25 protein-coding genes are annotated in these 26,620 nt (G+C 63.4%); 13 read left to right on the top strand and 12 right to left on the bottom strand.

The annotated features are described in order from the left end of the window. The first annotated feature begins 71 nt into the window (after positions 1–71). Positions 72–950: a 3-hydroxybutyryl-CoA dehydrogenase gene (locus NKI47_RS24875; RefSeq protein WP_023721073.1), complete on the top strand. Its 879-nt coding sequence runs from the start codon at positions 72–74 to the stop codon at positions 948–950. Positions 951–958: 8 nt separating this feature from the next. On the opposite strand, the gene NKI47_RS24870 is transcribed toward NKI47_RS24875, so the two are convergent. Together NKI47_RS24870 and NKI47_RS24865 are read right to left on the bottom strand one after the other, a co-directional pair. After that, a complete protein-coding gene (locus NKI47_RS24870) occupies positions 959–1,597 on the bottom strand; it encodes an NrsF family protein (protein ID WP_352593919.1) in 639 nt (212 codons plus the stop codon). Position 1,598: 1 nt separating this feature from the next. Next, complete coding sequence (locus NKI47_RS24865) at positions 1,599–2,141, bottom strand: sigma-70 family RNA polymerase sigma factor (protein WP_352570551.1); 543 nt, start codon at positions 2,139–2,141, stop codon at positions 1,599–1,601. A gap of 202 nt (positions 2,142–2,343) precedes the next feature. Between NKI47_RS24865 and NKI47_RS24860 the strand changes: the two genes are divergently transcribed. The 3 genes from NKI47_RS24860 (at position 2,344) to NKI47_RS24850 (ending at position 6,183) form a co-directional block, all read left to right on the top strand. Next, complete coding sequence (locus NKI47_RS24860; RefSeq protein WP_352577252.1) at positions 2,344–3,351, top strand: iron ABC transporter substrate-binding protein; 1,008 nt, start codon at positions 2,344–2,346, stop codon at positions 3,349–3,351. Between the two features lie 169 nt (positions 3,352–3,520). Continuing rightward, positions 3,521–5,104, top strand: a complete 1,584-nt coding sequence (locus tag NKI47_RS24855) for an ABC transporter permease (protein ID WP_352577202.1) — start codon at positions 3,521–3,523, stop codon at positions 5,102–5,104. Continuing rightward, a complete protein-coding gene (locus tag NKI47_RS24850; RefSeq protein WP_352593918.1) occupies positions 5,101–6,183 on the top strand; it encodes an ABC transporter ATP-binding protein in 1,083 nt (360 codons plus the stop codon). The genes NKI47_RS24855 and NKI47_RS24850 overlap by 4 nt, the downstream gene beginning before the upstream one ends. Positions 6,184–6,205: 22 nt before the next feature. Here NKI47_RS24850 and ugpC read toward each other — a convergent pair whose 3' ends face one another. The 4 genes from ugpC to ugpB all read right to left on the bottom strand — a co-directional run bounded on the left by ugpC (position 6,206) and on the right by ugpB (position 10,414). Continuing rightward, a complete protein-coding gene (gene ugpC, locus NKI47_RS24845) occupies positions 6,206–7,273 on the bottom strand; it encodes a sn-glycerol-3-phosphate ABC transporter ATP-binding protein UgpC (RefSeq protein WP_352593917.1) in 1,068 nt (355 codons plus the stop codon). Between the two features lie 7 nt (positions 7,274–7,280). Next, a complete protein-coding gene (gene ugpE / locus NKI47_RS24840) occupies positions 7,281–8,129 on the bottom strand; it encodes a sn-glycerol-3-phosphate ABC transporter permease UgpE (protein ID WP_352593916.1) in 849 nt (282 codons plus the stop codon). An 8-nt stretch (positions 8,130–8,137) separates the two neighbouring features. Further along, positions 8,138–9,022, bottom strand: coding sequence for a sn-glycerol-3-phosphate ABC transporter permease UgpA (ugpA, locus tag NKI47_RS24835; protein ID WP_352593940.1), 885 nt, complete (start codon positions 9,020–9,022; stop codon positions 8,138–8,140). An 81-nt stretch (positions 9,023–9,103) separates the two neighbouring features. Then, complete coding sequence (gene ugpB / locus NKI47_RS24830; protein WP_352593915.1) at positions 9,104–10,414, bottom strand: sn-glycerol-3-phosphate ABC transporter substrate-binding protein UgpB; 1,311 nt, start codon at positions 10,412–10,414, stop codon at positions 9,104–9,106. A 296-nt stretch (positions 10,415–10,710) separates the two neighbouring features. Between ugpB and NKI47_RS24825 the strand changes: the two genes are divergently transcribed. Further along, positions 10,711–13,143, top strand: coding sequence for a bifunctional diguanylate cyclase/phosphodiesterase (locus NKI47_RS24825; RefSeq protein ID WP_352593914.1), 2,433 nt, complete (start codon positions 10,711–10,713; stop codon positions 13,141–13,143). 2 nt (positions 13,144–13,145) lie between these two features. Here NKI47_RS24825 and tlpA read toward each other — a convergent pair whose 3' ends face one another. Continuing rightward, positions 13,146–13,829 carry a thiol:disulfide interchange protein TlpA gene (gene tlpA / locus NKI47_RS24820; protein WP_352593913.1) on the bottom strand — a complete coding sequence of 228 codons (684 nt, stop codon included), beginning with the start codon at positions 13,827–13,829 and terminating at the stop codon, positions 13,146–13,148. 35 nt (positions 13,830–13,864) lie between these two features. Here tlpA and argH point away from each other — a divergent pair, with 35 nt between their 5' ends. From argH to lysA, 3 genes are all read left to right on the top strand, one after another. Next, positions 13,865–15,265 (top strand): argininosuccinate lyase, encoded by a 1,401-nt coding sequence (gene argH, locus NKI47_RS24815; protein WP_352593912.1) that lies wholly within the window; start codon positions 13,865–13,867, stop codon positions 15,263–15,265. A gap of 71 nt (positions 15,266–15,336) precedes the next feature. Continuing rightward, a complete protein-coding gene (locus tag NKI47_RS24810) occupies positions 15,337–15,543 on the top strand; it encodes a hypothetical protein (RefSeq protein WP_023677931.1) in 207 nt (68 codons plus the stop codon). A 15-nt stretch (positions 15,544–15,558) separates the two neighbouring features. Next, positions 15,559–16,827, top strand: a complete 1,269-nt coding sequence (gene lysA, locus NKI47_RS24805; RefSeq protein WP_352593911.1) for a diaminopimelate decarboxylase — start codon at positions 15,559–15,561, stop codon at positions 16,825–16,827. 10 nt (positions 16,828–16,837) lie between these two features. Here lysA and NKI47_RS24800 read toward each other — a convergent pair whose 3' ends face one another. Next, positions 16,838–17,140 (bottom strand): ArsR/SmtB family transcription factor, encoded by a 303-nt coding sequence (locus tag NKI47_RS24800; RefSeq protein WP_352593910.1) that lies wholly within the window; start codon positions 17,138–17,140, stop codon positions 16,838–16,840. Between the two features lie 63 nt (positions 17,141–17,203). On the opposite strand from NKI47_RS24800, the gene NKI47_RS24795 reads away from it, so the two are divergent. Both NKI47_RS24795 and NKI47_RS24790 read left to right on the top strand, forming a co-directional pair. Further along, the gene (locus tag NKI47_RS24795; RefSeq protein WP_352593909.1) at positions 17,204–18,145 is read left to right on the top strand and encodes a threonine/serine dehydratase; all 942 of its coding nucleotides are present in this window, start codon (positions 17,204–17,206) and stop codon (positions 18,143–18,145) included. Between the two features lie 212 nt (positions 18,146–18,357). Continuing rightward, positions 18,358–20,973, top strand: a complete 2,616-nt coding sequence (locus NKI47_RS24790) for a TIGR02302 family protein (RefSeq protein ID WP_352593908.1) — start codon at positions 18,358–18,360, stop codon at positions 20,971–20,973. A 72-nt stretch (positions 20,974–21,045) separates the two neighbouring features. Here NKI47_RS24790 and NKI47_RS24785 read toward each other — a convergent pair whose 3' ends face one another. Then, on the bottom strand, positions 21,046–21,903 hold the full coding sequence (locus tag NKI47_RS24785; RefSeq protein ID WP_352593907.1) for a LysR substrate-binding domain-containing protein: 858 nt from the start codon (positions 21,901–21,903) through the stop codon (positions 21,046–21,048). Between the two features lie 223 nt (positions 21,904–22,126). Between NKI47_RS24785 and NKI47_RS24780 the strand changes: the two genes are divergently transcribed. Further along, positions 22,127–23,077 (top strand): DMT family transporter, encoded by a 951-nt coding sequence (locus NKI47_RS24780; RefSeq protein ID WP_352593906.1) that lies wholly within the window; start codon positions 22,127–22,129, stop codon positions 23,075–23,077. A gap of 19 nt (positions 23,078–23,096) precedes the next feature. On the opposite strand, the gene NKI47_RS24775 is transcribed toward NKI47_RS24780, so the two are convergent. The 3 genes from NKI47_RS24775 to NKI47_RS24765 form a co-directional block, all read right to left on the bottom strand. Continuing rightward, positions 23,097–23,468 (bottom strand): response regulator, encoded by a 372-nt coding sequence (locus tag NKI47_RS24775; protein WP_023677925.1) that lies wholly within the window; start codon positions 23,466–23,468, stop codon positions 23,097–23,099. Between the two features lie 197 nt (positions 23,469–23,665). Then, positions 23,666–24,208: a hypoxanthine phosphoribosyltransferase gene (gene hpt, locus NKI47_RS24770; protein WP_254816654.1), complete on the bottom strand. Its 543-nt coding sequence runs from the start codon at positions 24,206–24,208 to the stop codon at positions 23,666–23,668. 184 nt (positions 24,209–24,392) lie between these two features. Next, positions 24,393–24,683, bottom strand: coding sequence for a hypothetical protein (locus NKI47_RS24765; RefSeq protein WP_352456694.1), 291 nt, complete (start codon positions 24,681–24,683; stop codon positions 24,393–24,395). Between the two features lie 235 nt (positions 24,684–24,918). Between NKI47_RS24765 and ftsE the strand changes: the two genes are divergently transcribed. Next, complete coding sequence (gene ftsE / locus NKI47_RS24760; protein WP_023677923.1) at positions 24,919–25,578, top strand: cell division ATP-binding protein FtsE; 660 nt, start codon at positions 24,919–24,921, stop codon at positions 25,576–25,578. Further along, the gene (locus NKI47_RS24755; RefSeq protein WP_352577220.1) at positions 25,571–26,554 is read left to right on the top strand and encodes a cell division protein FtsX; all 984 of its coding nucleotides are present in this window, start codon (positions 25,571–25,573) and stop codon (positions 26,552–26,554) included. The genes ftsE and NKI47_RS24755 overlap by 8 nt, the downstream gene beginning before the upstream one ends. The last annotated feature ends 66 nt before the right edge of the window (positions 26,555–26,620 follow it).

Here is a 26,620-nt window from a genome sequence, read left to right as displayed (position 1 = left end):
CGAAGTCGCCCCGCCCTTTTAGTTTGCATTGCACAAAAAACGGGCCGCAAAGGCCTCGACGGGATCGGGTAATGAGCAAGATCGAGACGATCGGCATCATCGGCGCGGGCCAGATGGGTGGCGGCATCGCCCATGTGTCGGCGCTGGCGGGCTATAAGGTGCTGGTTTACGATATTTCGCCCGACCGCATCGAAAAGGGCATCGCCACGGTCAGCGGCAACATGGCCCGTCAGGTCGGCTCCGGCAAACTCGAGGAAAAGCTGCGCAATGAGGCGATGGCGCGCATTTCGGCGGCACCGGCCATGGCCGACCTTGCGGGCGCCGATCTGGTGATCGAAGCAGCGACCGAGGACGAGACGGTCAAGCGCAAGATCTATGCCCAGCTCTGCCCGCAGCTCAACCCCGAGGCCATCCTGGCGACGAACACGTCATCGATCTCGATCACACGGCTGGCTTCGCAGACCGACCGGCCGGAACGCTTCATCGGCATACATTTCATGAATCCGGTTCCGGTGATGAAGCTGGTCGAGCTGGTGCGCGGCATCGCCACCGAGGACCAGACCTTCGAGGCGGCAAAAACCTATGTGAAGCAGCTCGACAAGACGATCACCGTCTCGGAGGATTTCCCGGCCTTCATCGTCAACCGCATCCTGCTGCCGATGATCAACGAGGCGATCTACACGCTCTATGAAGGTGTCGGCTCGGTCGACGCCATCGATACCGCCATGAAGCTCGGCGCCAACCATCCGATGGGGCCGCTGCAGCTTGCCGATTTCATCGGGCTCGATACCTGCCTGTCGATCATGCAGGTGCTGCATGACGGGCTGTCGGATTCGAAATACCGCCCCTGCCCGCTGCTGGTCAAATATGTCGAGGCTGGCTGGCTCGGCCGCAAGACCGGCCGCGGCTTCTACGACTATCGCGGCGAGCATCCCGTTCCGACACGCTGATCGCCTCGCTACCAGCGCACAAAAAGTCGTCCGCCGAGCGCCCCGAGCACGGCAAGGATGGCGACCGCGATCGTATACCAGGTGCCGACGAAAAGCGGCGAATCGTCGAAGCAATGCGCCGCATAGAAGGTCGCCGCCAGCCCGCCGGCAAGCAGGCCCGCGGCCGCACCGGCAAGCACCGGCCTTGTCGGCGCGCCATGGCGCAGCACCGCGAGAAAGACGGCAAGCGGGCCGATCCCGATCAACGGAATGAAGGTCAGGCAGATGACCATGTTCGTGCCGACCAGGCGCGTGCCCCAGTCGGACGCAGGCACGGCGAAGAGTTCGAGAATCACAGCCACAATCACCAGCAGCGGCGCGGCGACCATCCAGCTCACCGCCCGGCCGGTCGATGCACCGGGCGTCGACAGCCCACGCACCAGGACAAAGGCGCTGGCGGCAAGAGCAATCGTGAAGACGAATTTGGACAGGAACCGCATCGTGTGCATGGCGATCGCGATGTCGGGGCGCGGGCCGATCGTCAGCCAGAAAACCGCGGCCGCGATCACGATGGCCGCGCCGGTGGCAAGCCACCAGGTGGTGCCTAGCGGCAGCGCCTTGCTGCGGGCATCGGCGTCGAGCGCCTTGATGAGATCTTCGGTCCTCATGTTATTCCCGCCCCGCCCTGAACCGTTTGGCAATGGCGGCAAGCCCGCGGTGCAGTGACACCCGCACAGCCGTCTCGCTGATGCCGAATTTGGCCGCGGTCTCACCGATTGACCGGCCTTCGACCGATACGGCCGAGACGACGGAACGCTGTGCCGGCGACAGGCTGTCGAGCGCCCGGTTGATGTCGCGCTCGCTCACCGTCTCCGATTCCGGCTCGGCAAAGGTCTCGGCGATTTCGTCGATCTCGATCTCGATCCGCCGACCGCGCCGCCGGAACGCATCGATCAGCTTGAAGCGGGCTATTGCATAGACCCAAGGCAGCACCGGCGCATCATGGCGCCAGGTGTGTCGTTTCACATGAATGGCCAGCAAGGTTTCCTGCACGACATCCTCGGGATCCACCCCGCCCTGCACGATCTTGCGCCGGGCAAAGCCACGAACGAGCGCGGCGATCCGGTGCAGAAAGTCGGCATAGGCCCTTTCGTCTCCGGCGATCGCGGCCCGCAGCAGGCGTGAAAGCTCGGCTTCGTCCTTGCCGCTCACAAGAGTTCACTCCCCGATATTCGCGTCTCGGCGCTGATTTGTTACGGGGCCGGCGAAATAATGTCCAAGGCAAATTAGCTGAGCATCACGAAAGTTTGCTCCTTTTGAGCGATTGAGTGGGCCAGCAATGTTGACTGCACCAGTCAGGTATTGGTAGGTGCAGCGTGCCAAGCCAAAGACCATCGAAATCGAGGACGACGCCATGAAATATGCTCTTTCCGCCCTTGCCGGTGCGACAGCACTTGCAATCAGCCTGATCGCCGGCCCGGCAATAGCAGAGGACGAGGGCATCGTCGTCTACAACGCCCAGCACGAAAACCTGACCAAGGCCTGGGCGGAGGGATTCACCAAGGAAACCGGCATCAAGGTTACCGTCCGCAATGGCGGCGACAGCGATTTCTCCAATCAGATCGTTGCGGAAGGCACCGCTTCGCCCGCCGATGTATTCCTGACGGAGAATTCGCCGGCCATGGCATTAGTCGAGGCGGCCGGCCTGTTCGCACCGGTCGGCACCGAGACGCTGGCCCAGGTTCCGCAGGAGTACCAGCCGGCGAGCGGCAAATGGGTCGGCGTCGCCGCGCGCAGCACCGTCTTTGCCTACAACAAGACCAAGCTGAGCGCCGACCAGCTGCCCAAATCGCTGCTCGATCTCGCCGATCCGAGCTGGAAGGGCCGCTGGGCCGCTTCGCCCTCCGGCGCCGATTTCCAGGCGATCGTCAGCGCGCTTCTGCAGCTCAAGGGTGAGGCGGCGACGGCCGAATGGCTGAAGGCGATGAAGGAGAATTTTACCGCCTATAAGGGCAACAGCACGGTGATGAAGGCGGTCAATGCCGGCGAGGTCGAAGGCGGCGTGATCTATCACTATTACTACTACGGCGATCAGGCCAAGACCGGCGAGAACAGCAAGAACGTCGAGTTGCACTATTTCAAGCATCAGGATCCCGGTGCTTTCGTCTCGATTTCCGGCGGCGGCGTGCTGGCCTCGAGCAAGCACCCGAAGGAAGCGCAGGCTTTCCTGAAATGGGTCACCGGCAATGGCGGCCAGGACGTGCTGAAAACAGGCGATTCGTTCGAATACGCAGTCGGCAAGGGCGCCGAGTCCAATCCGAAGCTGGTGCCGCTGGCCGATCTGCAGGCGCCGAAAGTCGACCCGACGACGCTGAACTCGAAAAAGGTGACCGACCTGATGACGGCGGCCGGCTTGCTTTAGCCGGCGTTCGTCCTAAAAGGGCAACCGACTGCGCTCCTGTGGGAATTCGCTTTCCACAGGAGCGCTCTGTTTTCAAGATGGCATTTGCCTATGACCACAAGCTACCCGCGAGATTATCCGCCGCCGATCGTTTCCGCCTCCGGGCGGAGCTGGCGCAACGTCTGATCTGATGCAATCCGCGATCGATCTCGCACGCCCAGGCTTGCCGGCCGACGCCACGGCCGTGCGGGCACGTCGTTGGTCGGTCTCATGGATTGCGTTGGCTGCCGTCTTTGTCTCGCTTTTCGCGCTGCTGCCGCTTGCCTTCATCGTCTGGGTGGCGGTGCAGACCGGCTGGGAAACGGTGGCGGCGCTGGTGTTCAGGCCGCGCGTCGGCGAACTTCTGGTCAACACCAGCCTGCTGGTGGTGTTGGCGGTGCCGATCTCGATCGTGCTGTCGGTCATGCTGGCCTGGCTGACCGAGCGCAGCGATCTGCCGGGTGCCCGCCTATGGGCCTGGCTGTCGGTGGCGCCGCTCGCCATTCCGGCCTTCGTCCACAGTTACGCCTGGGTCACCATGGTGCCCAGACTGCACGGCCTGTGGGCCGGCGTGCTTGTGTCGGTCATCGCCTATTTCCCCTTCCTTTATCTGCCGGTGGCGGCGGCATTGCGCCGGCTCGATCCCGCTCTCGAGGATGCAGCGGCAGCCCTTGGTCTCGGCCCGTGGCGTGTGTTCAGGCGTGTCGTGCTGCCGCAGCTCCGGCTCGCCATTTGCGGCGGCTCCCTGCTGGTCGGCCTGCATCTCCTGGCCGAATACGGGCTCTATGTCTTCATCCGCTTCGACACCTTCACCACCGCGATCGTCGACCAGTTCCAGTCGACCTTCAACGGTCCCGCCGCCAACATGCTGGCCGGCGTGCTGGTGACCTGCTGCCTTGTGCTGCTCGGGCTGGAGGTGCTGGTGCGCGGCGAGGAGCGCTATGCCCGCGTCGGTTCGGGTGCTGCGCGCCAGCAGCAGCGCACGGGCCTTGGGCGCGCCACCATTCCTTGCCTGCTGCTGCCTGCCATTACCACGCTGCTGGCGCTCGGCGTGCCGTTCGCCACTATCGGCCGCTGGCTCATGGCCGGCGGCGCCGATGTCTGGCGGCTCGACGAGATCGGCCTGGCGCTTGGCCAAACGCTGTTCCTAGCAATTGCCGGCGCGCTGCTCGCCACCGTCGCGGCAATGCCGATGGCGTGGATTTCGATCCGCGCGCCGGGGCGGCTGCAACGCGTCCTGGAGGGCTGCAACTATATCGTCGGCGCGTTGCCCGGCGTTGTCATCGCCCTGGCGCTGGTCACCATCGCCGTGCGTATCGCCATGCCGCTCTACCAGACCCTGTTCACCATCCTGGTCGCCTATGCGCTGATGTTCCTGCCGCGCGCCCTGATTAGCCTCAGGGCGTCGATCGCACAGGCGCCGGTCGAGCTCGAACGCGCCGCCTCCAGCCTCGGCCGGTCGCCGCTCAAGGCGCTGTGGTCGACGACCATCCGCCTGTCGGCGCCGGGCGCCGCAGCCGGCATGGCGTTGGTCGCGCTGGGTATCATGAACGAATTGACCGCAACCCAGATGCTGGCGCCCAACGGCACCCGCACGCTGGCCATGGCGTTCTGGTCCTATAGCGGCGAGATCGACTATGCGTCGGCGGCGCCTTATGCCCTGATCATGGTGGCGATGTCGCTGCCTTTGACCTGGTTGCTCTACGTCCAGTCGAAGCGGATGGCCGGGCGATGAGCTTTCTCGAGCTGAGCGGCATCCACAAGCACTACGGGCCGGTCGCAGCACTTGCCGGCGTCGACCTCAGCGTGGCCAGCGGCAGCCGTACGGCTGTCGTCGGGCCGTCCGGTTGCGGCAAGACCACCTTGCTGCGGCTGATCGCCGGCTTCGAGGCGCCGGACCAGGGCCGCATCGTGCTTGATGGCGAGGTGCTGGCCGATGGCGACACGGCCGTGCCGGCGCATCGCCGCGGCATCGGGCTGGTGGCGCAGGACGGCGCTCTATTCCCGCATCTGAGCATCGCCGCCAATATCGGCTTCGGCATGGGGCGTCACGAGGAAAAGCGCAGTGAGCGCATCGCCGAGCTCGCCTATGTCGTCGGGCTGGACAAAGGTATCCTGAAGCGCCGTCCGCACGAACTCTCCGGTGGCCAGCAGCAGCGCGTCGCGCTCGCCCGCGCCATGGCCATGAAGCCGCGGCTGATGCTGCTCGACGAGCCGTTCTCGGCGCTCGACACCGGCCTGCGCGCCTCGATGCGCAAGGCCGTGGCCGAGCTCCTTGAAACCGCCGGCATCACCACCATCCTGGTCACCCACGACCAGGCCGAGGCGCTGTCTTTCGCCAGCCAGGTCGCGGTGATGCGCGACGGCAAATTCTCGCAGGTCGGCACGCCGCGCGAGCTCTATTTCAAGCCGAAGGACAGGATGGTCGCCGAGTTCCTTGGCGACGCCATCGTCCTGCCGGCAAGGATCGCCGATGGCTTCGCCATCTCGCCGCTCGGCCGCATCGCTGTCGACAGCTCGGAGCGGCGCGACGTCGCCCGCATCATGCTGCGGCCGGAGCAGGTGTTGCTGAAACGCACATCGCGTGAAGGCATGTCCGGCACGCCGGACATGCTGTTCGGCGAGGTGACGGAATCGGAGTTCGCCGGCTCGATGTGCACCATCGGGGTGCGTCTGTTGAACAGCCCCGATCCGCCCGACGCCGCCGCCATCGGCAATACGCCGTTGATCCTGCGCAAGCCGGGCATGGACGCGCCGGCGATCGGCGAGATCGTCCGGCTGACCGTGTCGGGCAAGGCGCATGTGTTTGCCTGAACGGTTTTGCGCAAGGCCGACTTCAATCGACCCGTTTGCCCGCCTGATCGAACCAATGCAGCTTTTCGGACCTGGCCACGACGCGCAACTGGTCGCCTGGCTTGGCGCTGGCGCGGCCTGAGACGCGCACCACGATGCGGCTGCCGGCTGCCACGCAATGGAGAAAGCTTTCGGCACCGACCGGTTCGACCGCTTCCACTGTTGCCGGCAGCGCGAGCGCGCCGGCCGGCGCCTCTGCCGCGAAGGTGATGTCGGCGTCCTCCGGACGAAAGCCTAGTGTCACTGCCTTGCCCTGTCGAGGCGCCAAGCCAATCACAGTACCGTCCGCCAATACCGAGCTTGGGGAGGCCCCTGTGAGCGCCAGCAGATTCATCGGCGGTGCGCCTATGAACGAGGCGACGAAGGTCGAGGCCGGTTTTTCGTACACATCAAGCGGCGCGCCGGTCTGCTCGACCAGGCCGGCGTTCATGACGACGAGGATGTCGGCCAGCGTCATCGCCTCAAGCTGGTCGTGCGTGACATAAACCGAGGTGACGCCAAGCGAGCGCTGCAGATTCTTGATCTCGATGCGCATCTGCCCGCGCAATTTCGCATCGAGGTTGGACAGCGGTTCGTCGAACAGGAAGACCTTCGGGTTGCGCACGATGGCGCGACCCATGGCGACGCGCTGGCGCTGACCGCCGGAAAGCTCGCGCGGGCGCCGGTCGAGCAGCGCCGAAAGCTCCAGCACCTTGGCAGTCGAGCGTACCCTGCTGTCGATCTCGTCATTCGGCGTGCCGCGGTTGCGCAGGCCATAGGCCATGTTGTCGTAGACCTTCATATGTGGATAAAGCGCGTAGTTCTGGAACACCATGGCGATGTCGCGCTCGGTCGGGCCAATGGCGTTGACCACCTTGCAGTCGATGGCGACTGTACCGGCAGAAATCGTCTCCAGCCCGGCGATCATCCTCAGCAGCGTAGACTTGCCGCAGCCGGAGGGGCCGACCAGCACGCAAAGCTCCTTGTCGGGAATGGCGATGGAAACGCCCTTCACGGCTTCGACGCCGCTGGGATAGATTTTCCTGACATCCTTCAGATCCACGGTCGCCATCGGCTTCTCACTTTTCGGATTCGACCAGACCGCGCACGAACCAGCGTTGCATCAGCACGACCACCAGGATCGGCGGCACGATGGCCAGCATTGCCGTGACCATCACGAGGTGCCATTGGGTGTCGGCATCGGCGAAGGAAACCATCTTTCTCAGCGCGATGACGATGGTGTTCATGTCGTTGCTGTTGGTGACGAGCAGCGGCCAAAGATACTGCGTCCAGCCATAGATGAAGAGGATCACGAACAGCGCGGCGATGTTTGTCCGCGACAGCGGCACCAGAATATCGAAAAAGAAGCGCCATGGCCCGGCACCGTCGACACGCGCCGCCTCGACCAATTCGCCCGGTATGGTCATGAAGAACTGGCGAAACAGCAGCGTTGCGGTGGCCGAGGCGATCAGCGGGACGATCAGGCCGGCATAGGTGTCGATCATGCCGAGATCGACCATCACCTTGTAGGTCGGCAGGATGCGCACCTCGACTGGAAGCATCAAGGTGATGAAGATCAGCCAGAAGAAGGTCATGCGCAGCGGAAAGCGAAAGAACACGATCGCGTAGGCCGACAGGATCGAGATGAAGATCTTTCCCACCGCAACGCCGAGCGCCATGATCGTGGTGTTGAGGAGCAGCCTGCCGACGCTGACGCCGCCGATACGACCGATGCCGCCGAACAGCGCCTCGTTGTAATTGTTCCATAGCTGGCCGCCGGGCAAGAGCGGCAGGGGCGGCCTGAGGATCGTTTGCAGCGTGTGCGTCGAGGCAACGAAGGTGTAGTAGATCGGAAAAGCCACGATCAATATGCCGAGGATGAGCACGGCATGGGCGATGAAGGTGCGGAGCGGGGACTGGCCGATCATCGCTTCCCTCAGCCGTAATGGACTTTGCGTTCCACATAGCGGAACTGGATCGCTGTGAGCGCAATGACGATGGCCATCAGGATGACCGACTGCGCCGCCGAATCGCCCAGGATCAGATTGACGAAGCCGTCATTGTAGACCTTGTAGACCAGCGTCTCGGTCGTCTTGCCGGGCCCGCCGCCGGTGACGGCATGAACGATGCCGAACGTGTCGAACAGGGCATAGACGGTGTTGACGACCAGCAGGAAAAAGGTTGTCGGCGCAAGCAGCGGGAAGACGATGGTCCAGAAGCGCTTGGTTTCGCCGGCGCCGTCCATGGCCGCCGCTTCGATCAGCGTTTTCGGCACCGCCTGCAGGCCGGCGACGAAGAACAGGAAGTTATAGCTGATCTGCTTCCAGGCAGCAGCCGACACCAGCAGGATCATGGCGTGGGTGCCGTTGAGCAGCGGGTCCCATACGATGCCGAAGCTTCTCAGCAAATAGGCCAACGAGCCGATCGAGGGATTGAACAGGAAAAGCCAAAGCATGCCGGCAATCGCCGGCGCCACGGCGTAAGGCCATATCAACAGTGTGCGGTAGAGGCCTTTGCCGCGCACGGCCTTCTCGGCCATGACCGCGAGCAGCAGGGCGACAACCATGGCAACGATCGCGGTCGCAAGAGAGAACACTACGGTGACCTTGATCGAGTTGAGGTAGGCCGGATCGGCCAGCACCTTCCGGAAATTGGCAAACCAGACGAACCTGCTCTTCAGCCCGAACGGGTCTTGCCTGAGCATCGACTGGTAAAGCGCCTGACCGGCCGGCCAGTAGAAGAAAACCAGGGTGATGGCGAGTTGTGGCGCCACCAGCAGGTAGGGCAGGATCTTGTTGGGAAAGACGACGCGTGGAGACAGGCTGATTTCCCTCGCTATCCAGGTGTCGCCCACGCGAGCCCGCGTGGGCGATATTCCAACCGACTAACCGAGATAATCCCGTCAGTTCTCCAGCGCTTCCTTGATCGCCGCGTTGCCGCGCGCGACGGCATTGTCGAGCGCCTGCTGAGCGGTTTGCTGGCCAGCCAGCATCTTCTCGATCTCCTCGTTCTGGATATCACGCACCTGCGGCAGATTCGGCAGGCGCACGCCCTTCGAGTTGTCGGTCGGCGCCTTGCCTGTCATCTGCAGGATGGGTGTCTCGCGGCCGGGGTTTTTGTCATAGAAGCCTGATTTCTTGGTCGCCTCGTATGCGGCGAGCGTCACAGGCAGGTATCCCGACTTCTGGTGCAGATATTCCTGCACATCGGTCTTGGACAGATAGACAAAGAAGGCCGCGACGCCCTTGTATTCCTCGTCCGACTTGTTGCCGAACACCCACAGGCTGGCACCGCCCGGCGTCGTGTTCTGCGGGGCACCCTTGGCGTCACTGTCGTAAGGAAGCTGGCCGATGCCATAGTTCATGCCGGACTTGACGATATCGCCGAGGCCGCCCGACGATTCGGTGAAGATGCCGCATTCGCCGGCGAGGAATATCTGCTTGGCTTCGGAGGTGCGTCCGCCATATTTGAACGTGCCGTCCTTGGCCAGGTCAGCGAGCGCCTGGAAGTGGTTGACGAAAATCGGCGCATTGATCTTGAGTTCGACATCACCTCCAGCCAGGCCATTCTGCTGGGTGGCCCAAGGCACGTCATTCCACCCCGCGAAATTCTCCAGGTGGATCCAGGTCAGCCAGGTCGAGGTATAGCCGCAAGGGGCGGCGCCGCTCGTCTTGATCTTCTTGGCAGCTTCCCACACCTCGTTCCACGTCTTGGGCGGATTGTTCACGTCGAGGCCTGCCTTCTGGAAGATGTCCTTGTTGTAGTAGAGGATCGGCGAGGAAGAGTTGTAGGGGAACGATAGCATGGTGCCGTCCGGCTTCGAATAATAGCCGACGATGCCGGGCAGATACTGGCTCTTGTCGAAAGTCATCCCGGCGCCGGTCATCACATCGGCCACCGGCTTTATCGCACCCTCGGCCGCCATCATCACGCCGGTGCCGACGTCGAACACCTGGAGGATATCGGGCGCTTGCCCGGCACGAAAGGCAGCGATGCCGGCATTCAGCGTCTCCGGATAGGTGCCCTTGAACACCGGAACGAGCTCATAGTCGCTCTGGCTGGCGTTGAAATCCTTGGAGATCTTGGCGACGACCTCGGCGTTGGCGCCGGTCATGGCGTGCCACCAGCTGATCTGCGTGACGGCGAAGGCGGAGGTGGTGGAAAGCAGGGTCACGGTGGCGGCGATACCGGCCGCAAAGCCGAAGAACTTCATGTTTCATCTCCCGTTTGTCATTGGCGAAAGGGGCACTTCCGCAAAGCCAATATGTGGCGCTGATGACAATCGGACAACGGTTTTATTGCGGATCAATGAACATCATTCCTTCCTAAAGTGCACTCGCTACCGAAACCGGGCGCCAGAAATCACATCACCGTCTTTTCGGCGCAGCGGCGTCGGTTTTCCCCCGAAAAGACCCGCCTCATGGCCCGCGGGTTAACCATTCGTTAAAATCTCCAAGAGCTAATCAGTCACACCTCCCCTGTTAGTTTTGGCAGACCGAGTGAACCAGGATGCTGACGGTCTATAATTGTATTGTAAGTCAGCACGATCCGAGACTGGTTGCGCTTGCCGCACTCGTCTGTGGAATTTCTTGCTTCTCAGCGGTTAATCTCCTTAAGCATGTCGGCCGATCGACCGAGCGAAACCGGCTTGTCTGGCTGATGATCGCCGCGGCCTCGACCGGGTTCGGCATATGGGCGACGCATTTCATCGCCATGACCGCGTTTACGCCGGGAATACCGAACGCATACAATCCGGGATTATCCGCCTTTTCGCTTGCCGCCGCCGTTATCATGACCGCGCTTGGGATGTGGGTCGCCACCTTGCGCCGCGGCATCGACTATTTCCTCGTCGGTGGCGCCATTCTGGGCGGCGCCATCGCGACGATGCACTACATCGGCATGGCAGCTTTCGAGGTCGAAGGCCGGGTCGTATGGAACCTGCTCCTTGTCGCGATATCGCTTCTGGCCGGCGTGACCCTCGCGGCACTGGCGCTCCTTGTCGTCTTGCGCCGTCCGTCAGCGCTCGCGACTTTCGGCGGCGCCGCGCTTTTGACGCTGGCGATTTGCAGCTTGCATTTCATCGCGATGGCTGCGGTGTCGATCATTCCGGATTCCTCGATTGAAATATCCGAACATTCCATCGAGCCCATTTCCCAGGCCTTTGCCGCAGCGGTCGCCAGCCTGATAATCCTTGTGCTATCGGGTGCCGCGCTGTGGATCGACCTGCGCTTTCGCCGCCAGAAGCTCGAGGCCGATCGCATGCACGATCTCGCCAATGCGGCGGTGGAAGGTCTGATCGTTTGCGATGGCACCCGCATTGTCAGCGCCAATGACAGTATGGCGAAGCTGACCGGAACAGCGACAGCCACCCTGAACACGATGCAATTCGGCGAGCTTTTCGACGGACAGAGCGCAGCCGATATGTCCGGCTTCGGCGAACAGGCGCAGGAAGCGAAGTTAAGGGGCAGTGACGGGGCGAGAATTCCTGTCGAGCTGATCGCCAGGAAAATCACCTACTGCGGCAGGCCTCATACGGTGCTTGCCGTTCGCGACATCCGTGAGCGCAAGAAGGCAGAACAAGAGATCCTCCGCCTCGCGCATTTCGATCCGCTTACCGGGCTTGCCAATCGGCGGAGCTTTTCTTCCCGGCTGGAAGCAGAATTCGCCTCGATGGATCGTGGCGGCAAGGATGGACATCTGGCGCTCCTGCTGCTTGACCTTGACCGGTTCAAGCAAGTCAACGACCTCTATGGCCACGGGGCCGGCGATGCTATGCTGCAGAAGCTGGCGCACTGCATTTCCGGCATCCCGCGCCACGGACAGATGCTCGCGCGTCTCGGCGGCGATGAATTTGCCATCATAGCTCCGAACCTCCCCGACCCCCTGGCCGCAGGCCGGATAGCCGAGGACTTGCTGGCGGCGATCCGGGAGGAAAACAGGGTTTCGGTCGGCTCCGGCCTCGTCTCGGCCAGCATCGGCATCGCCTTCTTTCCGCTGGATGCCGAAGACCAGGCCGGCCTGATCAGCCATGCCGACACGGCACTCCATCGCGCCAAAACCGAAGGCAGGGACACTTATCGGTTTTTCGAGATAGCCATGGGCACCGCGGCCCGCGACAAGCGCGTGATGGAGCATGAATTGCGCCAGGCGATCGCCCGCAAGGAGTTCCACCTCGTCTATCAGCCGCAGAAGGAGATCCGCGGCGGCAGGATGATCGGCTTCGAAGCCTTGGTCCGTTGGCAGCACCCTGAGCGGGGTGACATTTCTCCGGCCGTTTTCATCCCCGTGGCCGAGGACAGTGGCGCTATCGCGCAGATCGGCGACTGGGTGCTGACGACGGCTTGTAACGATGCTGTTCGCTGGAGAAACCCGCTGATGGTCGCCGTCAACGTCTCCGCCGTGCAACTTCACAATCCGAACTTCAGCCGCAAGGTGCACGACGCATTGACGAGATCCGGCCTGGCCCCCGGCAGGCTCGAACTGGAGATCACCGAAACGGCCCTGGTGAAGGACATGCCGCGCGCGCTGGCAACCTTGAGGCAGGTCAAGGCGCTTGGCGTGCATGTGGCGATGGACGATTTTGGCACCGGCTATTCTTCGCTGTCCAACCTCAGCGCCTTTCCCTTCGACAAGATCAAGATCGACGGGTCGTTCATCAAATCGGTCGACAAGAACGCCCAGTTCGCGGCGATCGTTCGCGCCGTGCTGGGGCTTGGACGCGGTCTCGGCCTACCGGTTCTGGCAGAAGGCATCGAGACGCCGGGTGAATTGCAGTTCCTGGACGCCGAGGCTTGCGAGATCGGGCAAGGCTACTACCTCGGCAAACCGGCTCCGATCGAGACATTCGGGGAACTGACGGGCGTGGCCGCTCCGGCAATCCGCACCGCCAGCCGACGCGGCGCAAGCATTGCCGTGCTCAAGCCGCGCCTGCGCACGGTCTGAGCCTATCCCGGCTGAAGCGCCGCCTCGACCAGACGCTTGGCATCCGGCCCCGACCATTCGGCCGGGCCATTCATATGGGCGATCAGGCAGCCTTGCCCATCGATCAGCATGGTGACCGGCAGACCGAGCGCCAGGCCGCGCGTCTTGACGTCGTTGAACAGCGCCATCGTGGCATCGCGATAGTAGCCGAGCGACTTGACGCCGGTGTCCCCCAGGAACTTCTTCGGTTTGGCATCGTCGCCGGCATCGACGTTGACGGCAACAACCTGAAACGCATCGCTGCCCATCTCCTTCTGCAGCGCATCGAGCGCCGGCATTTCGGCGCGGCAAGGTGCGCACCATGTCGCCCACAGATTGAGCAGCACCGTCTTGCCGGCATGATCGGCGATCGTCGTCGGCTTGCCGTCGGGGCCGTTGAAGGCAAGGCTTTTCAGCGATTGCGGCGGATCCGCCGGCAAAAGCGCGGCAACCTGGCCGGTGGCAGCGGCGGCGATCTTCTTGGCACGGTCGGTCTTGGCGGCGCAGGCGACGTCGTCCTTGCCGCCGCCGGCGGCCACTTGCGCGGGCGCCTTGTTGCCAGAACTGCTTTCCCTGACATATACCGCGACCGCGCCGGCCAGCACGCCCGCAACCAAAGCGGCGAGGATGAGACGCAAAGCCGGGAAAAATCTATTGCCGTCTGCCATTTTTGAAAAACTGCTCCGGAGCACGGGTTATAGCGATGAACGACAAGAAGGCCAGCAACCAGATGTGGGGCGGACGTTTTGCCTCGGGTCCGGCCGCAATCATGGAAGCGATCAACGCGTCGATCTCGTTCGACCGCAAACTCTATGCGCAGGATATTCGCGGCTCGATCGCCCATAGCCAGATGCTGGCGCAAACGGGCATTATTTCGGCGGCCGATCAAGAAAAAATCGCTCACGGGCTGAACACGATCCTCGCAGAGATCGAGGCCGGCACATTCGAGTTCTCGACCAGGCTGGAAGACATCCACATGAATGTCGAGGCCCGTCTGGCCGATTTGATCGGCCCCGCCGCCGGCCGCCTGCATACCGCCCGCTCGCGCAACGACCAGGTGGCGGTCGACCTCAGGCTGTGGGTCAAGGACGAATGCTTTCGTGTCGCCGAGGCGCTGAAGGGCCTGATCACGGCGTTCCTGGATCGGGCCGAGGAGCATGCGGCAACGGTGATGCCGGGCTTCACCCACATGCAGGCGGCGCAGCCGGTGACCTTCGGCCACCACTGCATGGCCTATGTCGAGATGTTTGCGCGCGACCTGTCGCGTGTCCGCGACGCCATCGAGCGGATGGATGAAAGCCCGCTCGGCGCCGCCGCCCTTGCCGGCACCAGCTTTTCCATCGACCGGCACCAGACGGCGAAGGCGCTTGGCTTCCGCGAGCCGATGCGCAATTCGCTCGACAGTGTTTCGGACCGCGATTTCGCGCTCGAGTTCCTGGGCTTGGCGGCGATCTGCGCGACGCATCTGTCGCGGCTGGCCGAAGAGATCATCATCTGGTCGACGCCGCAATTCGGCTTCGTCAGGCTGTCGGATAGTTTCTCGACGGGTTCGTCGATCATGCCGCAGAAGAAGAATCCCGACGCTGCCGAACTGGTGCGCGGCAAGACCGGCCGCGTCACCGGGCACCTCGTCGGCCTGCTGACGGTGATGAAGGGCATGCCGCTGACCTATGGCAAGGACATGCAGGAAGACAAGGAATCCGTCTTCGACGCGGCCGAGACGCTCGACCTGATGCTGGCGGCAATGACCGGCATGGTGCGCGACATGACGGTGAACACTGCCGCGATGAAAAAGGCGGCCGGCGCCGGCTATTCGACTGCGACCGACCTCGCCGACTGGCTGGTGCGCACGCTCGGGCTGCCGTTCCGCGAGGCGCACCATATCACTGGCCGGGCGGTGGCGCTGGCCGAGGACAGGAAGATCGGGCTCGACAGGCTTTCGCTGGAGGATCTGCAGTCCATTCACCCCGGTATCAGCGCCGACCTGTTTTCGGTTCTTGCCGTGCAGAATTCTGTAAAGAGCCGCACGAGCTTCGGCGGCACCGCGCCGTCCGAGGTGCGCAAGCAGATCCGCTACTGGAAAAAGCGGCTCGCCAAGGCGTAAGACGCGGGGTGCAATGGCCGCAAAACTCGGCTAGAAGCGGCTGCGGGCAACAGTTTCGGACGGATGGCACGATGACCGGAAGCAGGATTTTGGTGACGCTGACGCTGCTGGCGGCAATGGCCACCGTTGCGGCCTGCGGCAGGAAGGCTGCGCTCGACACGCCGTACGCGGCAGCCGTGCAGGCCCGCAAGGACGCCGAGAAGGCCAAGCAACCTTTGCCGCCGGAGCCGGAAAAACCTGTCGAGGACAAGAAATTCATCCTCGACCCGCTGCTCTGATTTCGGACCAATCTCGTGAACCATTTCGACTACCGCGACGGCGCGCTGCATGCCGAGGACGTGGCGATATCAGACATCGCCGCCAGCGTCGGCACGCCGTTCTACTGTTATTCGACGGCGACGCTGACCAGGCATTTTCGCGTCTTCACCGAGGCCTTTGCCGGGCTCGATGCTCTCGTCTGCTATGCCATGAAGGCGAATTCCAACCAGGCCGTGCTGAGGGTGCTGGCAAGGCTCGGCGCCGGCGCCGACGTGGTCTCGGAGGGCGAATTGCGCCGCGCTTTGACGGCCTGCATCCCGGCAAGCAAGATCCTGTTTTCGGGCGTCGGCAAGACCGCTCGCGAAATGGATTTTGCGCTCTCGGCCGGCATTCTCTGTTTCAACGTCGAATCCGAACCGGAGCTGGAGCTGCTGTCGGCCCGCGCCACTGCGCTGGGCAAGATCGCGCCGATCTCGCTGCGCATCAATCCGGATGTCGACGCCAGGACGCACAAGAAGATTTCGACTGGGAAGGCCGAGAACAAGTTCGGCATTCCGTGGCAGCATGCGCGGAAGGTCTATGCGCGCGCGGCTGAGCTGCCGGGCATCAAGGTCACCGGCATAGACACCCATATCGGCAGCCAGATCACCGAATTGCAGCCCTTCGACGACGCCTTTGCGCTGCTGGTGGAGCTGGTCGGCGCCTTGCGCTCCGACGGTCATGCCATCGAGCACATCGATGTCGGCGGCGGCCTTGGCATTCCCTACCGCGTCGACAACAACCCGCCGCCTTTGCCCGATGCCTATGCCCGGATCGTCAGGAAGCATGTTGCCAAACTTGGGCTGAAGGTAATGTTCGAGCCAGGCCGGCTGATCGTCGGCAACGCCGGCATCCTGGTCTCGCAGGTGATCTTCGTGAAGGAGGGCGACGCCAAGAACTTCCTCGTCGTCGACGCCGCGATGAACGATCTGATCCGGCCGACGCTTTACGACGCTTTCCACGACATCAAGCCGGTGGCGCAGCAGCCGGCCGCAGCACCACGCATGAAGGTCGACGTCGTCGGCCCGGTTTGCGAGACCGGCGACTATCTCGGGCTCGACCGTGACCTGCCCCGGCTGAAATCCGGCGACCTGATCGCTGTCTCCACCGCCGGCGCCTATGGCGCCGTTCAGGCCGGCACCTACAATACCAGGCTGCTGGTACCGGAAGTGCTGGTCGACGGCGACCGCTTCCACGTTGTGCGCCCGCGCCAGACCTATGACCAGCTGATCGGACTGGACTCGGTGCCGGACTGGTTGGAGTAGAACTCTGCAGCTACAGCCGGTGCTGAATGAGCGCCCTGGTTTCGGCGATCCTGTCTTCGTTCCGGCGATAGAATATCCACTGCTTGATGCGCTTGCTACGCAAAAGCCCTGTCTGGGTGAGCACGCGCATATGCTCGCTGAGCGTTGCCTGGGTGATCCCCAGCTTTTCCGCGATCAGCAGCGCGCAGACGCCGTCCTCGACCAGATCGCCGTCCGTCTGCGGCCGAAAATGCGCGCGCGGGTCCTTGAGCCAATCGAGGATCTGGAGCCTGCGCTCGTTGGCAATCGCTTTGAAAACGTCGACCTCTTGCATTTAGGAACTTTGCCAAGTTACTAAGTAATGTCAACTCTGAATGTCAACTCTGGGAGTGAAAGCATGCTGCACGGCCACACGATCACACGCGAGCGCATTGCGGCGATACAACCCCGCATCCGGCCCTTCGTGCGCCACACGCCGGTGCTGCGCGTCGACATGGCCGATTTCGGCCGCCCGCCTCTGCCTGTCGACCTGAAGCTTGAGTGCTTGCAGCATTCCGGCTCGTTCAAGGCGCGTGGTGCGTTCACCAATCTCCTCGAACGGCCGGTTCCTGCGGCCGGCGTCGTCGCCGCGTCGGGCGGCAATCACGGCGCCGCCGTCGCCTATGCCGCCATGCGACTCGGCCACAAGGCGACCATCTTTGTTCCCGAAGTGAGCCCGCAGGCCAAGCTGGACCGCATCCGCGGCTACGGCGCCGAGCTGATCGTCGGCGGCGCCCGTTATGCCGAGGCGCTGGCCGCCAGCGAGAGCTTCGCCGAAAAATCCGGCGCGCTGCAGATCCACGCCTTCAACCAGGAGGAGACGCTGGTCGGGCAAGGCACGCTCGGCCTCGAGATCGAGGCCGACCTGCCGAAGCTCGACACCCTGCTGGTCGCCGTCGGCGGCGGCGGGCTGATCGGCGGCATCGCTGCCTGGTTTTCCGGCCGCATCAGGATAATCGCGGTCGAGCCGGAGGGTGCGCCGACGCTTCATCGCGCCTTCGAGGCGGGCCGACCCGTCGACGCGCCGGCTGAGGGCATCGCCGCCGATTCGCTCGCGCCAAAGCGTGTCGGCGAAATGATGTTTCCTATCGCCGAGGCATTCGTCGAGCGCTCGATCCTGGTCGGCGACGACGACATTATCGCCGCCCAGGCGGCGCTGTGGGACCGCGTGCGAATCATCTCCGAGCCGGGCGGTGCGGCCGCCTTCGCGGCGCTCCTGTCCGGCCGCTACGCACCGGCTGCAGGCGAGCGCGTTGCCGTACTGGTCTGCGGCGCAAACTCCAATCCGGCGAAATTCTGACAATATCCGGGGCATTATTGTTCACGTTTTGGGGAACCGCCTCGCCTTCGCCGTGTTTGTTGGTATCCTTGGGGCGATGTGCATCCGCTTGGACGCACGAAGTACGCGCTAAGATTTTAGGTCTTCGCATCGTGCTTCCCGAGAATCGACTTTTCGGGCCCATGCGATAGACTCGTGAGGCCTGGGCTATCCCGCCCGGCCAGGAAGGGCCGATGACACAACGACCCATTTTCACCAGCGATCGCAGTCTGGCCAGGCGCCTTGCCTTGAGCCGGCTGGGGACGCAGGTCTCGATAATCGTCGAACGCGGCTGGCCATTGCTGCTGCCACTGATCATTGTCGCCAGCCTGTTCCTCAGCATTTCGTGGCTCGGCCTGTTCCCATTTTTGCCCGATCTGGCGCGGATCGGTCTTATCACGGCATTCGGCGTCGCAGCGCTTGCCGCACTCTATCCACTGCGTTTCTTCCGCACGCCATCCAGTGCCGAGGTCGACCGCCGCATCGAGGCGGCCAACCGATTGCTGCACAGCCCGGTGCAGGTCCAGACCGATCGCCCGAGCGGCAAGGAAAGCATTTTTTCGCAAGCCCTGTGGCGCGAGCATCAGCGGCGCATGGCGGACCGGCTGGGCGAGCTTGGCGGCGACGTGCCACGCACACGCGTGCCGGAACGCGACCCGTGGGCGCTGCGCGCCGTTGCCGCGCTTTTGTTGGTCACTGCCTTTGCCTTCTCCTTCGGGCCATCGGGCGGCAGGCTGAGCGACGGTTTTGTTGCCCGTGCCGCCCGCGACGTCGTGCCGCCGCGCATTGATGCCTGGGTGACGCCGCCGGCCTATACCGGCAGGCCGCCGGTATTCCTGAACGCCCCGGTCCTGGCCAACAACGCCACTCAAGCGCCGCCGACCTTCACGGTTCCGGAGGGCAGCGATGTGTCGCTGCGCGTCACCGGCGGTTCGGGCGAGGAAACGCTGAGCTACGCCGACACCGGCGGCAACACCCGCGCCATCGATCCGACCGGGCCGCAAGCCGCCAAGACTGAGGCAAGTCCGGCAATGCCTTCCACCGTGCGCCAGTTCAGCGGCAAGTTAACGGCCGACGGCACCCTGACGCTGCAGTCCAGCGACGGCGAGCTCGGCCGCTGGGCCTTCGCCATAATTCCCGACAAGCCGCCGCAGATCCGCTTTGTCGGCGAGCCGAAGCGCGCCGTCAACGGCGCCTTCGAACTCAACTACCAGATCGACGACGACTATGGCGCGGCCTCCGCCAAGGCGGTTTTCGCATTGGCCGATCCGCAGGTGCCCAACGCGCATCCGCTCTATGGCCCGCCGGAAATGCCGCTGACGTTGCCGCGCCGCGGCGGCAAGGCCAATGCCGCTAAGACGACGAAGGATCTGACCGACCATGTCTGGGCAGGTGGCAACGTCAAGCTGTCGCTTGTCGCCACCGACGGTGCCGGACACACGGCGACCAGCGAAACCAAGACGCTGGTGATGCCGGAGCGGCCATTCTCCAATCCGTTGGCACGGGCTGTGGTCGAGCAGCGCCGCATACTGGCGCTCGACGCCTATGCCAAGGACCGCGTGCTCGACCTGATGGATGCAATCACGCTCAGGCCGGAAGACACGTTCGACAACATGGCGCACTACCTCGCCATCATGGGCGCCCGCACCCGGCTGAAGATGGCCGACAGCGACGACCAGTTGCGCGACGAGGTCGCTTATCTCTGGGAGATCGCGCTCGGCATCGAGGAAGGCAATCTGTCGGCGGCCGAGAAGCGGCTGCGCCAGGCGCAGCAGGCGCTGCAGGATGCGATCAAGAACGGCGCCAGCGACCAAGAGATCGAGAAGGCGATGAAGGAACTGCGCGAGGCGATGAACCAGTTCCTGCAGGAATTCGCGGCGCGGGCGCAGCAGAATCCGAATGCGCCACAGATGCAGCAGAACGGTCAGGAACTGCGCCAGAGCGACATCGACCGCATGATGGACCAGATCGAGAACCTGGCGAAATCCGGCAATCGCGACCAGGCGCAGCAATTGCTGTCCGAGTTGCAGGACATGATGAACAATCTGCAGGCAGGCCGCCAGCAGCAAGGCGGCCAGCAAGACAGCGAGATGCGCCAGCAGATGGACAAGCTGGGCGAGATCATGCGGCGCCAGCAGGAGATGATGAACGACACTTTCCGTATGGACCAGATGCAGCGCGGCCAGCAACAGCGCGGGCAGAACCGCGACGAGCAGCTCGGCGAGAACGGTGAGCCAGGCCCGATGGGCGAAGAGGGCAAACCCGGCCCGGGTGACGACCGCGATCCGCTCGGCCGGCCGAAGCCGATGACGCCGCAGGAATTTGCTGATGCGCTGAAGCAATTGCAGGAAGGCCAGGGCAAGCTGCAGGGCGAGCTCGATCAATTGAGGAAGAGCCTCGAAGGCATGGGTCTCGACCCCAATGAGGGGTTTGGCGAGGCCGGCAAATCCATGGGCAATGCCGAACAGGCGCTCGGCGAGGGCGAAGGCGATCAGGCCGTCGGTCACCAGGGCCGCGCATTGGAAGCCTTGCGCAGGGGCGCCAAGGACATGATGAAGCAACTGCAGGCGATGCAAGGCGACCAGGGCGGCAACGGGCAGGGCGGACGCCAGCAGAATGCCGACCGTGACCCGCTCGGGCGGCCCCGCACCAGCGAGGGTCCCGATGACGGAAGTTCGGTGAGAGTGCCTGACGAGATCGATGTGCAGCGTGCCCGCCAGATCCTCGAAGCGATCCGCAAGCGGCTCGGCAACGCACTCAGCCCCGATATCGAGCGCAGCTATCTGGAGCGGTTGCTGGAGCTGAAGTAAGGCTGCCCCCCAATATTCGGAAGATCGCCGTGCGGTCCGTGGAGGCCGCCACCGCCGGACTGAGCGGCACTTTTAACGGTTGGTGAACGCCTCGCGGATCGCCTCTTCCATGCCGTCGATGGCCTCGCCGGAAGCGTTCGGATTGCGCCGCAGCACCACGTTCGAGGAATCGATGTCGCCGAACCCGTCGGCGGCCGTAAGCTCGCGGCAGCCGGCCGGGATGTTGCTGCGCGAGATCGGCGCAATCGCCAACCCGGAGGTGACGGCGAGCCGCAGGCCGCCATTGGTATCGCTGGTGTAGGCGACACGATAGGCGAGACCGCGCTGTTCCAGCGACTTTATAGCGAAATCCTTGCACCAACCGGCACGGTTGTAGAGCGCGATCGGCACCGGCCGCTCCTCATGCATGTGATGCAGCTCCGACGTCACCCATACGGTCGGGTCATGCATCAGCACCTCACCGCCGGACAGATCCTGCCATTCGAACACCACCGCCAGATCGAGCTCGCCGGCAGCGAGCGCCGCGATCTGCGCACCGGAATGCGCGTAGCGGACGGTGATGTCGACCTGAGGATGGCGCTTGGCAAAGGCGGCGAGTGCCCGCGACAGGATCGCGTGGCCATATTCCTCCGGGATACCGATGCGCACCGGCCCGCCAAGCGGCGCCGCGACCATCGATGCCGCCGTCTCGTCGAGCAGTGAAACGATGCGCCTGGCGTTGGCTATGAGTTCGCCGCCGCGCTGCGTCAACGCTACACCGCGCGACCCGCGCTCGAACAGGCTGTCGCCGATCATGCCTTCGAGCCTCTTCATCTGCATCGAGACCGCCGACTGGGTGCGGCCGGCCCGCTCCGCCGCTTTGGTGAAATTGCCGGTGTCGGCGACCGCCACGAAGGTGCGCAACAGGTCGCTGTCGAGATTGGGTCGCATGTGCCCGCCATAAGAAAATCTGATTGCTGGCATCATTCCAATTCGTTTGCAACATGTCAAACGGCGGACGATAGTCGCCTTACCCATTGGATATGCGGCCGGGAAATCGGCTGCGGACCAATCAAAAGTCCTCACTCGTACCCGCTGCCCGAAACGGTGGCGGGTTCTTTTTACCCGGATGCAGGCCTGCTTTCGGCCGCGCACGCGGGAGACAGGAGCGCCTATGCAGAATCGGCTTGTGCTCGGCATCCTCAGCCTCTGTCTCGGCGTGCTGGTCTTTTCGCTGCAGGACCCGCTGGTCAAGGCGGTGTCGAGCCACTATCCGGTCACCGAGGTGATGGCGATCCGCTCGATCGTCGCCCTGCCGATCCTGGTTTTCCTTGTCCACGCCGATGTCGGATTCCAGGCGATCCTGTCGAAGCGGTTCGGCATGCTGACGATGCGCGCCTTCATCCAGTTCACCTCCTACACGGCCTACTACCTGGCAATCGCCGCCCTGCCGCTGGCTGACGCGGTGGCGCTCTATTTCATGGCGCCGCTGTTCATCATGGCGTTGGCCGGCCCCTATCTCGGCGAACGCGTGTCCTGGCAGGCGCTCGCCACCGTCCTGGTCGGCATGCTCGGCGTGCTGGTGATGGTGCGCCCGGGCGCCGGCTTGTTCGACTGGGCAGCGCTGCTGTCGCTAGGTTCGGCTCTGCTCTACGGTTTCTCGCAGCTGATGGCACGCAAGATCGGCGACACCGAATCCTCGACTGTCATGGCTTTCTATCAGAACGGCGCTTATCTGATCGGCGCCGCATTTGTGGCGGCATTGTTTTGGCTGGCAGGCATTGACCACGCCGTGCATCCGAGTCTCGAATTCCTCGTCCGGCCATGGGTCTGGCCGGCGACGCCGGATCTCCTCAAGATGGGGGCATGCGGCTTCGTTGCCTCGGCCGGCATGATCCTGTTGTCGCAGGCCTACCGGCTGGCGCCCGCCAACAGCGTCGCCACCTTCGAATACACCGGTATCATCTGGTCGCCGCTATGGGGTTTTCTGTTCTTTGCCGAAGTGCCGCGACCAGCGACGGCGGCGGGCGCAGCCCTCATCATCGGCGCCGGCCTGTTTGCCCTCAATGCCAGCCGGCGCCTGAGCGGCGCGCCAGCCATTGCGGCGACCTGCGACCCTGCCTGAAGGCGGTCGGCCTTGGGCTTTAGGCGAAGCAGGCGAGCGCCTGTTCGACGCGGGCGCGGATTTCAGCCAGCGTGAACGGCTTTTGCACGACGTCGAGAATAATGCCGTCCAATTCCTCGGCGCGCTCGCGCTGGTCGGCATAGCCGGTCATCAGCATGATCTTCATCGCCGGGAACAGCGCTGCTGCCGCCTTGGCCATCTCGATGCCGTCTATTTCCGGCATGCGGATGTCGGACAGCACAAGGTCATAGCTCCCTTGCGCCGCCCGGATCAGAGAAAGGCCATGTGCGCCGTCGGCGGCAACAGTGACATTATGCCCGGCGCGTTCGAGCGCGCGAGCGGCGAGAGTGCGGACGGATTCATCGTCCTCGACGATCAGGAGCTTTGCCATGGGCAGGATATTTGGCGGGGAAAAGTTGATGTTTCCTGAAGGCGCCAAGGGTCGATGAGGCCTTTTCAGAATTCGCTCCGCCGAGTCAGATAGCGTGGTTTTCGAGAACCGGAGCGGAGCGGACGTTCGAGTCCGAGAGCACCGGAAGCGCAGAAAACTGCGTCAGGTGGCCGCCGGAGTAGAATTATCAAAAGGCCTCAAGCGTCGCCCTTGACGATGCCGACGAAGGGCAATTCGCGAAACGCGTGGGCGACGTCCATGCCATAACCGACGACGAAATAATCGGGGCAGTCGAAGCCGACATAGTCGGCGTTGAGCGTGGTCTGGCGGCGCATGCGCTTGTCGAGCAGCACGGCGATGGCACAGCTCCTCGCGCCGCGCGACAGCATGAGGTCGCGGGTGAAACTCAGCGTCTTGCCGGATTCCAGAATGTCATCGATCAAAAGCACATCGCGGCCGGCGACCTCGTTGTCGATGTCGCGCAGCACCCTCACCTCACCACTGGTCGTGCCGGCGCCATAGCTGGAGATGAAGATGAACTCGACCTCCGGCGACAGGCCGACATCGTGCATGGCACGGATAAGATCGGCGGCGAAGATGAACGATCCCTTCAGCACCGAGATTACCAGAAGGTCGTGGTAGTCGTGCCCGGCGATCTCCTTGGCAAGTTCCAGGTTCCGCCGCGCGATGGCGGACGCCGAAAACAGGACTTCGATGTCCTTGCCGCGCACAACTGGCATTGGCTGCCCTCCCACAATGATCGCCTTGTAGGCGAAGCCGACCGAAAACGGTCTTCAACCTGTTTCTAGGCATGTCGAGCCGGCTGGCAAGGCCAAATCTTTCGCAGGGCGCCCGCGAACGGTCGGATGTCCCAGAGCGTCGCGAATCGTTTATCTGGTGACCTGTTGATTTTCTGGCGCCGCTCTAACGAACCAGCGCATGGCCGCCCGAAATCCAGAAGGCGGCAAAGGCGGCACCGACGCCGACAATCCAGAAGATCGGCCCACCATGCACCCACAACGGCCGTTCGACGGCGGTTTCGGGCTTGCGCAACATGTCCATGCCTTCGATCGAAGGCATGGAAATCATGCGCGCAGGCGGCGGCGCAAAGTCTGGACGTGTAAAATGGCGGGGCAGCACCTCATAGTCGGCATCGATGACCTCGGCGGTCACGTCGCGCATGATGCGTTCCGGCTCGGCGGCCGGATCGGTCATGATTTCGCCGGAAACCGGGCGCGCGGTTCGATCCTCAGCCATCATGGCCCAACACTACCGCACCTGTTCGCTGTTCGTTTCTTTTGGGTAAACGGAAATGGTTAACGCTTCCCCACCGGAACCCCTGTGACTCGCTCGAAAAGCCCCAAATTAACCGTCGGTTAACCATGCCGGCCGATGGTCTTTCCACAGAAGGGGCTGGCATCTTGCCGCCGAGAATTTCAGGTCGTCGAAAGTGATCCGCTTCGAAAATGTCGGCCTCCGCTATGGCATGGGTCCGGAGATTCTCCGCGACATCTCCTTGCACATTCCGGAGCGCTCCTTTCAGTTCCTGAGCGGACCTTCAGGCGCCGGCAAGACGACGTTGCTGCGGCTTTTGTTCATGTCGCTGAAGCCGACGCGCGGCCTGATCACCATTTTCGGCAAGGATCGCTCGCGCATCTCGCGTACCGAGTTGCCGCATCTGAGACGTCGCATCGGCGTGGTGTTCCAGGATTTTCGCCTGCTCGACCATATGACTACCTACGAGAACGTGGCCTTGCCGCTGCGCGTGCGCGGCCGCGAGGAGGCGACCTATCGCACCGACGTCACCGAGCTGCTGAAATGGGTCGGCCTCGGCGAGCGCATGCATGTGCTGCCGCCGGTGCTGTCTGGCGGCGAGAAGCAGCGCGCCGCCATCGCCCGGGCGTTGATCGAGCAGCCCGAGATCCTCCTCGCCGACGAGCCGACCGGCAATGTCGACCCGCCGCTGGCACGACGCTTGCTGCGGTTGTTCATCGAGCTCAACCGGCTGGGCACCGCCGTGGTGATCGCCACACACGACCTCGGCCTGATGGAACAGGTCGACGCACGGCGAATGATCCTGGCCGGCGGAAGGCTGGACATCTATGACTGAGCTCTCCGTCGAACATTTCGAGGGTCACGACGCCGCGGCGGCAAAGCCCCGCGTCCAGCGCAAAATGGCGCCGATCGTGCCGGCGCAGAACATCGCCGGCCGGGCGCTGGTGCTGGTCATCGCCATCATGACGTTTCTGTCCTGTCTGACGTTTGGCGCAGTCACGCTGGTGCGTGACACCGCCTCCGTCTGGGAGAACCAGATCTCGCGCGAGGCGACCATCCAGATCAAGCCGGTCGACGGCCTCGACATGGAGGCCGCACTTGCGCTGGCCTCGCAGATCGCCGGCGAATTCCCTGGGGTGAAAAGCGCCAGGATCGTCGACCGCGAAGCAACGGCCCGGCTGCTCGAGCCTTGGCTGGGCTCGGGCCTGAACATCGATGAGCTGCCGGTGCCGCGCTTGATCATCATCACCATCGATGAGAACAACCCGCCCGATTTCGCCGCACTGCGTGCGGCAATCACGCCGAAGCTGCCGAGTGCCTCGCTCGACGATCATCGCACCTGGGTCGACCGGCTGGTTGCCATGGCCCGCACCACGGTAACGATCGGTATTGCAGTGCTGGCGCTGATGCTGTCGGCGACGGTGCTGACCGTTGTGTTCGCAACGCGCGGCGCCATGGCCGGCAATGGTCACATCATCGAGGTGCTGCATTTTGTCGGCGCCGAGGCGCGCTTCATCGCGCGCGAATTCCGCCGGCATTTTCTGGTCACCGGCATGAAGGGCGCCGCGGCAGGCGGCGCCGCGGCGATCCTGGTCTTCATCGTCTTCTCCTGGTGGTCGTCACGCAACATGGCAACGCCGCAGGCCGACCAGGCGACCGCCCTGTTCGGCAATTTCGCCATCGGCTCGGCGGGTTATCTCGGGGTCGCTGTCATGGTGCTGGTGATCGGCGCGCTGACGGCGGCAACCTCCCATTTCACCGTGGTTACCTATCTCAGCGACATCGACATTCGCCAGCCGGACGCCGGCTAAAGGAAAGATCGATCACGGATGAAAACGCATCGTCACGAAAATTGCATTTTTTTCCTACCAAAGGCC

Source organism: Mesorhizobium sp. M0633, assembly GCF_040320645.1.
In the GTDB taxonomy this organism is placed as follows: domain Bacteria; phylum Pseudomonadota; class Alphaproteobacteria; order Rhizobiales; family Rhizobiaceae; genus Mesorhizobium.
Note: the sequence above shows the minus strand (reverse complement) of the source record. Positions and strands in the feature narration are given on the sequence as shown.